The following is a 14736-nucleotide window of genomic DNA, read 5'->3' on the forward strand; positions in this document are numbered from 1 at the left end:
TTAGAAATGCAGAGGGCGGCTTTTTAAAGTCCCATATTTTGCTATTACCTTGAGTAATCACTTGGGTTTTTCGTATTACCATCAATTACAAATAGAAATGCTTTTGAAGGGAACCTTTTCTCTTCATCATGGCCTCCATGAGTTTCAACATCAGTAATTAGAATGTTATTTCGAATATCACCAACTGGCTTGGTTTTTTCTGTTAAATCAAGTACAACCACAATACTAACTTGTTTTCCTTCACTTCCTTGATACTGAACAGGTTGACCAGTGTATTTTTTTAATAAATATTGTCTGTTACCATTCTCTTTTTCGACTTTAAGTTCAATCACAATTCCTTTATAAACTAAATCTGTAAATCCTCCTCCTTGCTTTTTATGTTCTTCAACTTTCTTACCCAATAGCCCTCTTAAATCATCTCTTAATTTGTTTTGGAATTCAGGTTCAGATATTATTTCTGATTCCTTGAATACAGCTCCTTGTGTATAAGTTCCAAGTAAGTTGTTTAAGCTTATTAATACCTCTAATAAATCGTCAATATAATCATTGATACTTGTATTCTTCTCAATCAATTCTGTGATTAGATTATAGATATGAGAGTCTAAGACGGAATAACCACTATCGATTTTCATCGACTTTTTGCTGAGAACGCGAAATTTAAGTTCAGAATGTCCAATTATTTTAACTTCTTTCTCTTCTCCATTCTCAAGTTGAAATGCCCCTCTAGTTTTAAAAATTACTTTATCCGAAAGAATTCCTTGCTCTGATCGAAATATAATGTTGCCATGTAGTTTAGCTTTAAACTTATTCTCTTTATCAAGTGTAGGTTTAGGTAGCTTTAAAGCAGAAATTGAATATTCATCTTTTTGATATGTTGTCAAAAAATCAAATTCTAAACTTTTAGCATTCTTTGGCCAATTTATACCCTCAATTTCAATTTCTAAGTCATGATTTATTCTCGGTTGTACTATTTGTGGGCTTACATGAGGAGTTTTGTCAATAAAAGCTATTAATTTAATTAGAGGTAAGCCTGAATTATTATTTTTATTAATCTTGTTTTTCGGAAACCGAGTAGAATTTTTGTGATTATTCTTTTCAGTAAAATAGAGGCTAGGATAATCTAAGTTCAGTAAAAAACTTTTCATTTCTGACAAATTAAAATCTGTCTCTTCTTCCTTATTAAAGACTGCTTGAATGTGAGACTCCAGATGAAAAGTCTTGCAGGCGCTCCTGAAAGTTGTTTTAAGAATCTTAAATTTTTCTTTCTCACTTAGAATATTTCCATCATCATTTTCAGCAATTTTGATTAATGCTAAACGTGATCTCATGAGATTCAATCCGGATGATAAAACCTTCCAGTTGTTTGTCGTCGTCGTTTCGGGTAATTTAAGAAGTAGATTTTGCACGCTTTCAGTAGCCTCGTCTAATTCTTTTAAAATCAAGTCTCCTTCAAGTAAAGCTCTGATTTTACTAATTATTTTTGCGGAATTTTCAGCTTTTTTTAAGTCAACTAGCATTGGAAATTAACTCTGAATTGGATTTTGCATTCTCTCTTAGTTGCTTATATATCTCTAATAAATCATCATGCCTAGTTACCCCTTTATATTCTTCGATTACATGGTTGAGCAATGACAGTTCTTCTTGATAACATTTGAATTTTGCAAAAACAGCTACAAAATACCTTACTATAAAAATGTCTCTTTTTGCGATCTTTTTTCCTGAGTCAAGGAACAATTCTGAATATTTTGTAAACTTGTCCTGCTCTAATTCAATCAACCAGTTAAAAATCTTTTCTTCTATTGAGACTCCAATCGAATTATAACTGCGTTTATAGTTTATTAAGAAGTTGATTAAATGGGGTACTAAACGTTCTGCTTCTTTTTCTTTTGGAGTCAGATATCTTAAAAGTTCTTCGATCAGATCTTTATCGATATAATATTCATTAGTAGGAAGACAATCTATTACTTCCGTAATACACTTCGTTTTGCCAACATTTAAACGATTAGATATTGATAAAAGACTTGTAACAATATCTTTTATTTCAAAAGGTGATGCTCTATATACATCTAACAAATTGAGTAGCCTTAATAAAACATTATAGGCTAGCTCTCCATCAAACCAGTAAGTATGGTGTTTAACACATCGTATAGCAGCTTTGTGAACAATTACGTATTGATCTCCTAGATGTAATACGATCATTTCTATAACATTTTTAGGAGGATTATTCTTTGCCCTCTTGAATAGATCGTATAAACTATCTAATGCTGTTGCTCTCAATAATTGCGATTCAAAATCTACTAAGGCTTTCATTATATAAGGCAATGCATCTTTTCTGAGATCATAGTCTGAACCGACTACTCCCAATAACTTTATTACGGCTGATTTAAAATTTTGGTGTTTTTTTGAATCTAACCTATCGTAGGTATTTGTAAGTGTTGTAACTAAACTGTCTGGAAATCTTTTGGCAGTTTTCTTTACTATTGCAAGAATATTGGACTTCAGCCTTGCCCAGGTAAGATCGTTATTTTGCTTATCTAAGGCTTTTAAATATGGATCTGTTTTATCTGAAGGAAGAAATATTTTGGGCTTCTCCTTATAGTCTTCTTCAGATATTAAAGCATAGTAGCCTAGAATTGAATCAATATTTTTATTGACTATACTACCCCCATAAATAGCTAACATTCCTAGAGCTTCTGCAGCTTCTGCACGAGTTTCAAGCTCTAAAGAGTCATTCTTTGCAGTTTCAAATGTGAATGCATAGATTCTTTTTTCAATATTTTCTCTTATTTCTTCATCAATTTCTAGTTTTTCTATTTTAAAAACTAACCTTCTATAAATGTTTACTATCTCATCTTGTACAGCTTCTCTCTTCTGCACAAATTTAGCTCTAATCCTTTTATCAACTTTTTCAGGCATTTTGATATAGGCCTCAATTATACAGTCTTTTGCTCGACTATCGGCTGAGTCATAGTCTAGTGATAATGGTTTATCTATAGAGTCGATTAAGTTGTCAACTAAATTTAAACCAATGTCGGGCTCAATCTTCTGGAGTTGTAGCAAAGAACCGCATGCATTTATACGTACTCCGTCTCTATCACTATTTAAATACTCCTCATATCTATTAAGTATTTGTTTTGGGTTTTCTCTATATGAGTTTAGTAAAAGCTCAGTACAATTAGGATAGAGACTTACACCCATACCCATTAACCCTCTGACATGTGATTGCCCCAATATGAGACTTTCAATAATTTCTTTTTTTAGTGGGTATTCTGGGAAGCACTTTAAATAAATGCCTGATGATAGTTCTAAGTCTTTTCTTTTTATTATTAATTTTTCTATTTCTACTTTAAATCTTTTTACTGAATAGTCTGACTCAGATAATTGAGATATAATTCTTAAGAAAATAGAGGTGTAGCCTTCTAGACTTAAATTTTCCTCAATTATCTCAATCAAGCTATCTGAAAATAGATCACTTGCAATCTTGGCTGCATTCATTATCGACTCTAAACTTTCAGTTCTTTCTTGGTCTTCATCAGAGAATAGTCCTGTAAACAGATTAAAGATTTCCTTTTGGGTAATGTCAGCTTCATTCTTTTTCTCTTCTGGAAGTGCTTTTAATCTTTCTCTTATCTCTCTTTTTCTTTCCTTTTCACTTTCTTCCCTTTCGTAATTTTTTTGCTCTCTAATATTATTTTCTCTTATGAGTTTTTCTCCCCATTCAGCTCCCCCATTTGGTTTGTGATAGCTACATCCGTCGCAATTCTTAATTACAAACTCAGGTAAAATCCATGGTAAGTTCATCGATTCCGATGATTGCTTTGCATGTTTACATGAGAGTTTTATGGAGCCGATTGGTAATCCAGTCATTTCCGCAAGCAATCCTGCACTAGTCATTTTGCATTCGAGGTGCTCACACCATTTTTTAGCTTTTTCGATGCAATCTACATTCTTTCTCCCAAGCTCTATCGCCTCTTCATTTCTTTTGTCGAATGACTCGTTGCGTTTATTCATTTGTACACTATAGATTTATCGCTTAGTATAACAAAAGTGTACTATTTGTTCTCCTTGAAATGCACTTTAATTATCAATAAATGTAGATCCTGTTTTCAGTTTAGGCAGGTGAATTGGAAGGAAGTTACAGATTTTTTTACCGGGTCTTTCTTCCTGAGTTATCAGGTTGTACTTATCCATACTCGGACCAGGAGGTCCAAACAAGCTTCTCCAACTAGGAAGTTGGCAACAAAATTAAAGCAGATCAGTTACTTAATACTTGTGTTTAATCAAGCTTTTTTAGTTCTTAACTGCATAACTGGATGAATTCCGTCCAGTAATGCAGTTGAAAACTAAAATGAACAACGGGAACACATACGAATACCTTAGCCGATACTTAGACCAACTCCGAAGCAGAGGGCGATATACGTTTACCGGTGATGAAGTAATTTCGGAGTTTAATTTATCTGATGAGGCCTATCAAAAAGTTATTCAGCGCTTATCCGATAAAGAACGGATCTCAAGGCTCCGGCAAAATTTCTACCTAATCATCCCTCCGGAATACGTATCCCGCCAAACCCTACCGTTGGGCTATTTCATTGATGATCTGATGAAATTCTTGGAAAGGGATTATTATGTAGGACTCCTAACCGCAGCTATGTATCATGGAGCTGCTCATCAACAGCCACAAACACAATTCGTGGTCTCTGAGCCTCCTTATTTAAGACCTATCAAAAACAGGCAGCAATCTATTGTCTTTTGCCTGAAAAAAGGTTGGAATGCTGATTTTGTAACTCAGCAGAAAACAGATGCTGGGTACATCAATATTTCGAGTCCGGCATTAACGGCTCTTGATTTGGTTTTTTATTCAGACCGTATCGGGGGAATAAATCGAGCTGCAACGGTTTTAGCAGAATTAGTTCATGAAGTTGAACCCAAAATATTGGAAAAAGTGGCAGAGAGTTTTCCCCAAACCACTACTCTGCAAAGATTAGGCTATTTACTGGAAGAAATACTTCAGGAGGCTCCATTGGCGGATACTTTATCTAGCGCATTAAACAACAGAAAATTTTATCCGACTCAATTGAACCCCAAAACAGACAGCGAAAACCAAAAAGCACCAAATCGTTGGAAAATAATACCAAACATGACTGTAGAGGTTGACGAACTATGATCCCTAAAGCGTATATAGATGCATGGCGGTCAATAGCTCCCTGGAGCGAATCCTCTCAGGTTGAACAGGATTTGGTTATTTCCAGAGCCGTTGTAGAGATATTTTCCAATGATTTTTTGAAGGAAAACCTTGCATTCCGAGGTGGCACAGCTCTCCATAAATTATTCTTGAGTCCACAGGCAAGGTATTCTGAAGATATTGATTTGGTACAGCTACGTTCTGGTCCTGCCAAACCCATGCTTGAGGCTATTCGGGATCAATTACTTTTCCTGGGTGGGAAAGATGACCGGCAAGTAAAACTGAATGAGCATAATTGCACCGTGTATTATCAATTTGAGACGGAAGTAAGTCCCCCTCCAAGTATGCGGGTAAAAATTGAAATCAATACACGGGAGCACTTCAATGTGTTGGGGTTACAGAAAGAAACGTTTTCAGTGGATAATCCTTGGTATAAGGGAAGTGCAGAAGTAACGACGTACCAGCCGGAAGAGCTTTTAGGCACCAAACTCAGAGCATTATACCAGCGAAAGAAGGGGCGGGATTTATTTGACCTTCACTATGCTATTGAAAACCTGGATCTGGATATCGCCAAAATCATTGATTGCTTTCATGCCTACATGGATCAGGAAGACAACAAAGCCCCTACAGCTCGTGAATTCGAGCTAAATCTGGAAGAGAAGATGCAAGATGATGAATTTACCGGGGATATTATGGCTTTGCTACGACCTGAAATTGAATACGATCAGGATAAAGCATATGAAATGGTGAGCACTAAAATAATACAGAAACTATAAGCTGATTAAAAATGCCACACTTATTTGAAATAGATGAAATTCAAGAGGCTTACTTAAAGCTTAAACAGCATATGTATTATGATTCTTCCAATACGAATCTCCCTTTGCGTAAATCAATATCAGAATTTGAAAACCTTGGCAAAGAGAAAAAAGAAAAATTGTATGTAGAAATTCAAAAAGCTTTTTTGACGAAAAAACAAATGGATAGTTTTTTAAATAAGTACCTATCTGAAATTGGCTATAATCTTATTCCTAAAAGCATAAAACCAGAAAATGGCACTGACGACTCTGTAATAACAAACAATAGAAAGTTCAAAAGTAAGAACATTGCCGACCGATACAATCTGATTATTGATGCCCCAATAAGCATACACCTAATTTCAGTTTTGTGGATTATGCAAAAAGGGCCTGATTTCGATAATAAACTATCAGATACATGTTATGGGAACCGATTAATTCTAAAGGAAAATGAATCCGGAGTCGTTAGTGGACGTGGTTGTTTTAAACCTTACATAAAACAGTATCAATCTTGGCGAGACGATGGTGTAGAAAAAGCAAAAGCCAATTTGGATGCTGGAATTGATGTGGCTTTTGTGAATTTAGATATCACAGAATACTACTATCATATAAAATTGAATTGGAATGATTTACCTAAAAGTGATTTCAAAGCTCTAAATAAAATTAATTACCCCTTAAAAAGAATTCATCAATACTATTCAAATCTTCTATTCGATGATTTTGAGGGTGAATTCCAATTCTCAAGTAGGAAAAAAGAGAAAGAGACTGATATTAAAGAAACCATTCTTCCTATTGGGCTAATGTCATCATATGTGTTAGCAAATTACTATCTATTAAAATGGGACAAATTAGTTAAAAATGAACTTAAACCACTCTACTATGGTCGTTATGTCGATGACATTTTAATGGTAATCTCAAACCCAAATTCAGACTACAAAGAAATTGAATCCTTACTCAAAGATAAAATTAAAGGATTTAACAGTGAGGTATCCGAGGTTCCCGATAGTGTAAAGTTTGTAGTAAAAAACTTGCCAACTGTACTAAATATCGAACAGTTCCAATCTGGTGAGAAAAGTCGAGAAACTGACTATAGAATCAGGTTGAAAGAATTAGATGAGTTATTCCTTCAGCCTAATAAGATGATGCTTTATGAATTCAAAGCAGATCAAAGTCTTTCAGTGATAGAAAAGCTGAAGAAAGATTTGGAGGAGAAGAGTAGTGAATTCCGGTTTTTAGCAACTGACATGGATGGATCATTTGATTCCAAGGCGTTTGAACTGCTATATGACAATTCGTTCGGTAAGCCTAAAACCTTAAAAGATTATAAAGAAAACAGATATGGTATTTCGGCATTCCTTGCAAAAAGGATAAATGCATCCCTAAGGGTTGAGAGAGAGCACGTTGTACATGAATCTGAAAAAATTCTGGCCTTTTTTCAAGGTGTTAATGCAATTCGATTTTATCAGCAATGGGAACGTATTTTTACTTATTTGATAGTTAACCAAAGGAAAATGGAGTTGCTCAAGTTCTACAAAATTGTTCTTAAAGAAATTGATCAAGTTAGGATCAGAAAAGATGACGAAAATTATGACGATGATTTATCACAGAATATCAAAAGGTCTCTCTTTAAATACTTAAATATCTCTTTGTCTTTAGCCCTTTCTCTTGATCCTGGTTTTTTTAAAGGCTACCTACAGAAGCAGTTTAATTTTATAGAGAATAATCCTGAATATCGTATCGGGCAGTACAATGAATAATTTCACAGATAAAATACTTGAAGACGCTAATGGGTTTCGTAAGTCAAACTTACTTCGTCATCATTATGTAGTTCAACCGCTACTAAACTTCACTAAGTATAGTGTCACAAAGCAAGAAGGGATTTATCCCTCTCTTATTGAGCCAAAATTCAATTTTGGTAATATTGAACCTCCTATGTTGGAGCTTATGGATAATTTAGAGTCCCCAAGAAGGATAAAATTTTATGAAGCCTGTTTAAGTACGTTAGATCAAAAAATTGCCTCATATAATACTTACGAAAAATCAGAAGGAATTCTTGAAGTGTCAGATATCCATGAGATTGACATTTTAAAACGAGCTTATGAAAGGTATAAGAGAATAAACACTCCTGACTATATTCCAGACCAAGATGAATTTTATCAAACATTTCCTGAAGAAAAAACCTTAGGTGAAGAAGAAAATATTACGGATGAACCAGTAATCGAGATTAGTTGTAAACATGAAAAATCTTATAAAAAAGACTTTAAAGTAGCCTTAGCAAACACTGTTGTTGATTGGAAAAATCAAGCAAGCAAGGCTTTACTGGGGCAACCTGATTTATCAAATATTCGAAGGCGTAAGTTTGCTGAATTCATCAATAAGTTTGAAGAAGAGTACATTGGTTCAGACAACTCTAATACAGCGGATCTCCTTGTACTTCCAGAAATAAGTGTCCCTCATGCTTGGGTATTTGAATTAGCTGGATTTTGTTCACCGCGGCAAAAAGCAATGATATTTGGAACCGAGCACATTAAATCTTGCAATGTCTGCTTTAATTTTATTTTCACAATTCTTCCGATCGAAGTTGAAACAATAAATGGGCATGGCAAAATTAAGGATGCAATAGTCATTCCTCGCTTAAAGAATCATTATTCACATGAAGAAAAGCAGCAAATTAATGGACACCAAATGGCTGTAGCAGTACCTAAAGTTAATCACTATGATTTATTTCATTGGTGTGACTTATACTTCACAGCATTCTATTGCTTTGAACTTTGTGATATTGTCCATAGATCATGGTTTAGGGGGAAAGTAGATTTTATTGCTGCTCCTGAATATAATTCTGATACGAACTACTTCTCTTCGATAGTTGAGTCCACTGCAAGAGACTTAAGTTGTTATGTAGTACAAGTAAACAGCTCAGATTACGGAGACTCAAGAGTAACCATTCCGGCCAAAACAGAGGCACGAGATCCTCTTAAGGTTAAAGGTGGAAAAAATGATGTGGTTTTAATTGAGTCCATTAATTTTGAAAAATTCAGAGAACATCAGTTTAAAACATATCCTTTGCAAAAAGAGGGTGGCAAAAAGAATAAATTAAAACCTTCACCCCCTGACTTTGATGTAGACTTAGTTAAAAGAAGAATGAAAAATCTTACAATATTGGATTCAGAAAGCGAGGTTTGCTAAAGTGAATATAAGTGACGACCACTCAACAGGAAAAACTTACAGAAATTCTTTAGGCTACTAATGAAATTAAACTCAAAAAAATATCCAGACTATAAGAATACCGATATCGAGTGGATGGGAGAGGTTCCAAAACATTGGGAAATAGACCGCTTAAAATGGGCCACGGAGCTTCCTGTTAATGGTACATGGGGAAGTGAAGCAAATAATGATGAACATGATACTCTTTGTATTCGAGTTGCTGACTTTGATCGACAAAGACTTATCGTTGATAGACAAAACGAGAAAACCTATCGTGAAATTGAAGAGAAAGACTTAAAAAACCGTTCTTTAGAAACGGGGGATCTTCTTTTAGAAAAATCAGGTGGAGGAGAAAAACAATTGGTCGGAGCGGTTATTCAATATGATTTAGATGAGAGAGCTGTTTGCTCGAACTTTGTTGCCCGAATGAGACCCCGAGAGAATTTTGATTCTCGTTTTCTTACTTACCTCTATGATCATTTGTATTCTGGAAAAGTTAATTACTGTTCGATAAAGCAGACTACTGGCATTCAAAACTTAGATTCTCAAGCCTATCTGGATGAAAAAGTAGCATACCCACCTCTTCCCGAACAAAAGGCCATCGCCACCTTCCTCGATCAACAAACCACCCGCATCGACCAACTCATTGAAAAGAAGAAGCGGATTTTAGATCTGCTGGATGAGCAGCGACAGGCCATCATCACTCGTGCCGTAACCAAAGGTATTGACTCTAATGCCAAGATGAAGGACTCAGGTATTGAATGGCTGGGTGAAGTACCGGAGCATTGGGAGTTCAAGCCAATCAAATATTTAGTCGATATTGACAGTGAAAAGTTGAAAGAATCAGAAGACCCAGATCTTGAATTAGAATATATTGATATAGGAAGTGTTGATTCAGAAGGAAACATTAATAATAGAGAATCGATGAGATTCGAAAAGGCTCCCTCAAGAGCTCGAAGGATAGTTAAGAAAGGAGATACGATATTAGCCACTGTCAGAACGTATTTAAAGGCAATTGCTCAAATTGATTATGATTTCAACACGCTTCAAATTTGCTCTACTGGGTTTGCAGTTTTAAGACCTAAAGAAGTTTTTCCTCGGTTTTTATTCTATTGGGTAAGATCCGATTATTTTATTGGTGAAATTGTTTCAAGATCAGTAGGTGTTAGTTATCCAGCTATCAGTTCATCTGAGATAGGAAAACTACCTATCCCAGATTTGGCAGTTAATGAACAGAAACAAATCGCTTCTCTAATTGACAAAGAAATTGTCCGTATCGATAGAATTAAAGAAAAGATAAAAACAGCAATTAACCATCTCGAAGAATACCGTTCTTCTCTCATCACACAGGCTGTGACTGGAAAGATTGACGTTCGGAATGAAGTTTCGGAACAAGAATTAAGTTACGCAGCCGAAGAAGGAGAATCGTACACAACAAACTAAATTGGGGTTCTATGCCGGTAAATTACAAAGAAATTGCATTTGAACAGGCTATCGAAGCCTTTTTGCTAACCGAGGAAGGCGGATATGACAGCGTTCATTCTAAAGCCTTTGACAAGGAATCGGCTTTATTTCCAACTATTCTGTTACCCTTCATACAAGAAACTCAGCCTAAAGCCTGGAAAGCCATTGAAAGCTTTCACGGTAAAGATACCGAAAGCTTTATCCTCAAAGAGCTGCGCTTAGCCATCGATCATCAGGGACTGTTGGATGTCATCCGTCATGGCTTTAAATGTTTTGGTAAGCGGCTTCGGGTGGCATGGTTCCGGTCTCCCCATGGAATGAATCCTGAAGCTGAAAAGCTGTATAAACGAAATAAGCTAACCATCACCCGGCAGCTTGTGTACAGTTCGGCACACAGTAAATCCATTGATGTGGTACTCTCCTTAAATGGCATTCCGGTCATAACCGCAGAGCTTAAAAATCCTTATACCGGACAAACGGTTGAACATGCCAAAAAACAGTATGAAAACGACCGAAGTCCAAAAGACCGGGTGCTTTCCTTCAATAAAGGAGCCTTCGTACACTTTGCCCTTGATCCTGATCTCGCTTATATGGCCACTAAGCTGGAAGGTAAAGACACCTACTTCCTTCCGTTCAATAAAGGACATAACCATGCTGCCGGAAACCCTCCTAATACGGATGGATACCGAACTCAATACGTGTGGGAAGAAGTACTGCAAAAAGACAGCCTGATGGATATCATTCATCGTTTTCTTCATTTGGAAGTGGAAGAGAAAGAGCTTGAAACGGCAAAAGGACTCAAAAAGATTCGAAAGGAAAAGCTCATTTTCCCGAGATACCATCAATTAGATTGTGTTCGCAAGCTGATTGCAGACACCACAAGTGAAGGGGTCGGGAAAAACTACTTGGTCCATCACTCAGCCGGATCAGGAAAAAGTAACTCCATTGCCTGGCTCGCACACCGGCTATCCAGTCTTCATAATGAGAAAGACGAAAAAATATTCAGTTCCATTGTTGTTATCACCGACCGGGTGGTACTCGACAAACAGCTACAGGACACTATTTATCAGTTTGAACACAAGCAAGGCGTCGTCCAAAAAATTGAAAAGGATTCAACCCAACTTGCTGAAGCGATTGATGCACGGACTCCTATTATCATCACGACCCTTCAGAAATTTCCGTTCATCCATGAAAAAATCGGGAATTTAAAAGGCCGTACGTTTGCGGTAATTGTGGATGAGGCACATAGTTCTCAATCCGGTGAGACCGCAGCGGAAATGAAATCTATTCTAAACAAAGAGGGCATTGAAAAACGAGTAAAAGAACAGGCAGAAGAGGAAGATTTAGATGCTCACGACCTGTTTGTATTGCGGGAAATGGAGAAGCGTGGAAAACAAAACAACCTCAGCTTTTACGCCTTTACGGCTACTCCAAAATACAAAACAGAGAAACTGTTTGATGCTCCCGGTTCAGATGGAAAGCCACCTTTTCATCTTTACTCCATGCGGCAAGCCATCGAAGAAGGCTTCATCATGGATGTGCTTAAGCACTATACGACCTATAAGAGTTACTATGGCTTGATCAAGAAAATAGAAGATGATCCTGAACTGGATAAGAAAAAAGCAGCAAGAGCACTGGCACGTTTTCTTAAGCTTCATCCTTACAGCATTGCGCAGAAAACAGAAGTAATGATTGAGCATTTCAGGAATAAAACCATGCATAAAATTGGAGGCCGGGCCAAAGCTATGGTGGTAACGGGATCACGCCTCGAAGCCGTTCGGTACAAAAAATCCTTTGATAAATATATCGCTGAAAAAGGTTACGACGATATCCGAACCTTGGTCGCTTTTTCCGGCTCTGTAGAAGATCCTGATGTGCCGGATATGCATTACACCGAAGTCCAAATGAATAATGGCATTCGGGAAAAAGAATTGCCGGAGAAATTCGGTACAGATGAATTCCAGGTATTGCTTGTAGCTGAAAAATACCAAACGGGTTTCGACCAGCCCTTACTTCATACCATGTATGTGGATAAGCGCTTATCAGGCATTCAGGCTGTACAAACGCTTTCTCGGTTAAACCGTGTCCACCCCGGTAAAGAAAATACCTTTGTGCTCGACTTTGTGAATGATGAGGAAGAGATCTACAACTCATTTAAGCCTTATTACGAACGAACTCCCTTTGCTGATGATGTGGAACCCAGAAAACTGTATGAAATTCAGCATCGCTTAACAGAATACAAGCTATTCGATGACACAGATATTGAGGCCTTCTTTCAAATTTACTCTCGTCCTGGCTTTAAAGGAACCGAAAAAGATCATGCAAAACTATACAGTGTAATTGATCCGGTGGTAGAACGGTTTGATACACTGGAAGAGGAAGAACAAGATGATTTTAAATCCACTCTTACCAGCTTTCGGAATTTGTACGGCTTTATGTCACAAATCATCCCCTTTCAGGATTCAGACTTGGAGAAGCTATACATCTTTGGCCGCTTTTTATTAGCTCGACTCCCGAAAAGAGACACAGGGGGTGGATATGAGTTTGATGATGAAGTTTCACTCAAGTACTATCGCCTGCAAAAAGTAAGCGAAGGCTCTATCGACCTTACTGATGGTGAAGCGGATGAAATCAAAGGACCTGATGAAGTTGGAACGGGGCGGGTTCAGGAAGAATATGTAGCTCTTTCAGAATTAGTAGAAATCCTGAATGATCGTTTTGGGACAGATTTTACCGAAGCTGATCAACTTTTCTTTGATCAACTGGAGGTTGAGGCTGCCGACAATGAAAAGCTCCAGAAAGCAGCTAAAGCTAATACCCTTGAGGACTTCAAATTTGTATTCGACCGAGAATTCGAAGATCTGATTATTGGCCGCATGGAAGGCAACGAAGACATCTCCACAAAACTCTTAAAAGATCAAGACCTAAGAGAAGTGGCCATGTTGCACATGCTTCAAAACGTATATAAGAAGATACGGGATGAGGAGAGTTTGAGGTATTGAATTAAATAGTAAGTTTCTCAAAAAATACTGGCTCGAAATTTCACTTCTAAGCCCCGATCTCAAGCCCCATTAATACTAAACCATGTCTCTGATATTACTGAAATTCACCCAAACTTCGGGTTATCAAATAATCAGCCAAATCTAATCCCTTATTTTTTTCAAAAACTCCGGATTTTGATTCTAAAAGATTCGAGATTGAGATGTCGCAAAAAGCTGAAAAGCTTTCCAACTTTGCAGACCAATCTTGGTAAGCTCCGATGTCTGGAAACAGAGTAACCGACCTACTCTCAAGTGCTTGGGCATACTCTGGTTTTAGTGTGGACTTAGTACCAGTGGCCAACCATACAAATTTCGGGAAATAGATACTGGCAATGACTGCCGTTTTCTCTGACTCAACAATAGCTACCGGTTTGTCATTATCTTTGAGAAGATGTTCTCCAAAAAATCGCCATTTGGGATAATACTGCTTATCAATATTTAGTTGACAGTGCACGGAGTTTATCGCCCCTCGATTCCCAGTCTCAGAATTATAGACCATAATTTTACCTCTCCTGACCTTGCCTTTAATATCAATCTGATAAAAGATGCATCCACCCGTAATCTTAAGTGAGGTTCCTATTTTGTAGGTATCATTTACCTTACTAATGGTCTCACTATCAAAATGCCTTCTCATGAATCTGATGAAATTATTTTGATCATAGTTACCCAGGCTTTTCTCAAATAGCGCCTTTGGAATATATTTTGGTGGGTATTTAACCTCTGAGGGTTTTTGATAGTTTATCTGTTCTCTCTTAAAGCTGTCCACTTGATAGGGGGAATGGAAATAGCCGCAATTCTGCTCTCGATCGCATCTCCCAAATTTAAGCTCAAGATAATCTCTTGTTTCCTGGTCAATAAATCGTACTAATCTTTTTCTGTTACAGCCAGGACATTCAAATTTCCTACTGGAATCGTCTAACTGGTACCGGAAAGAATTCATAAAAAAGTTTTTAAATCATCAGCAGTATTGACAGTAACATCAGAAAACGGCCTTTTATGGGTGTTGGGGCGAGTCGCTGATGTTACTGCTGTTCATGTCACTCATTTTGAA

9 protein-coding genes are annotated in these 14736 nt (G+C 36.9%); 6 read left to right on the forward strand and 3 right to left on the reverse strand.

Annotated elements, in window-relative coordinates; genetic code table 11:
* Positions 1 to 44: 44 nt before the first annotated feature.
* Entirely contained in the window at positions 45 to 1517 is a 1473-nt protein-coding gene (locus C3B73_RS03270; RefSeq protein WP_103664203.1) for a hypothetical protein, read from the reverse strand.
* Positions 1507 to 4011 (reverse strand): hypothetical protein, encoded by a 2505-nt coding sequence (locus C3B73_RS03275; protein ID WP_103664204.1) that lies wholly within the window; start codon positions 4009 to 4011, stop codon positions 1507 to 1509. Before C3B73_RS03275 ends, C3B73_RS03270 begins: the two co-directional genes overlap by 11 nt.
* 337 nt (positions 4012 to 4348) lie before the next feature.
* On the opposite strand from C3B73_RS03275, the gene C3B73_RS03280 reads away from it, so the two are divergent.
* From C3B73_RS03280 to C3B73_RS03305, 6 genes are read left to right on the forward strand one after another with little or no spacing between them, the layout of a single operon-like run.
* Entirely contained in the window at positions 4349 to 5164 is an 816-nt protein-coding gene (locus C3B73_RS03280; protein WP_269800975.1) for a type IV toxin-antitoxin system AbiEi family antitoxin domain-containing protein, read from the forward strand.
* Positions 5161 to 5958: a nucleotidyl transferase AbiEii/AbiGii toxin family protein gene (locus tag C3B73_RS03285; protein ID WP_103664206.1), complete on the forward strand. Its 798-nt coding sequence runs from the start codon at positions 5161 to 5163 to the stop codon at positions 5956 to 5958. Before C3B73_RS03280 ends, C3B73_RS03285 begins: the two co-directional genes overlap by 4 nt.
* Positions 5959 to 5969: 11 nt before the next feature.
* Positions 5970 to 7733 (forward strand): reverse transcriptase domain-containing protein, encoded by a 1764-nt coding sequence (locus tag C3B73_RS03290; protein ID WP_103664207.1) that lies wholly within the window; start codon positions 5970 to 5972, stop codon positions 7731 to 7733.
* The gene (locus C3B73_RS03295; protein WP_103664208.1) at positions 7726 to 9162 is read left to right on the forward strand and encodes a hypothetical protein; all 1437 of its coding nucleotides are present in this window, start codon (positions 7726 to 7728) and stop codon (positions 9160 to 9162) included. Before C3B73_RS03290 ends, C3B73_RS03295 begins: the two co-directional genes overlap by 8 nt.
* A 60-nt stretch (positions 9163 to 9222) precedes the next feature.
* A complete protein-coding gene (locus C3B73_RS03300) occupies positions 9223 to 10623 on the forward strand; it encodes a restriction endonuclease subunit S (protein ID WP_103664209.1) in 1401 nt (466 codons plus the stop codon).
* Positions 10624 to 10634: 11 nt separating this feature from the next.
* Positions 10635 to 13646 (forward strand): type I restriction endonuclease subunit R, encoded by a 3012-nt coding sequence (locus tag C3B73_RS03305; RefSeq protein WP_103664210.1) that lies wholly within the window; start codon positions 10635 to 10637, stop codon positions 13644 to 13646.
* A gap of 94 nt (positions 13647 to 13740) precedes the next feature.
* Here the strand turns inward: C3B73_RS03305 and C3B73_RS03310 are convergent, their stop codons facing one another.
* Positions 13741 to 14625 carry a DUF6371 domain-containing protein gene (locus tag C3B73_RS03310; RefSeq protein WP_103664211.1) on the reverse strand — a complete coding sequence of 295 codons (885 nt, stop codon included), beginning with the start codon at positions 14623 to 14625 and terminating at the stop codon, positions 13741 to 13743.
* Positions 14626 to 14736: the final 111 nt, after the last annotated feature.

Source organism: Gracilimonas amylolytica (genome assembly GCF_002911695.1).
Lineage (GTDB): Bacteria > Bacteroidota > Rhodothermia > Balneolales > Balneolaceae > Gracilimonas > Gracilimonas amylolytica.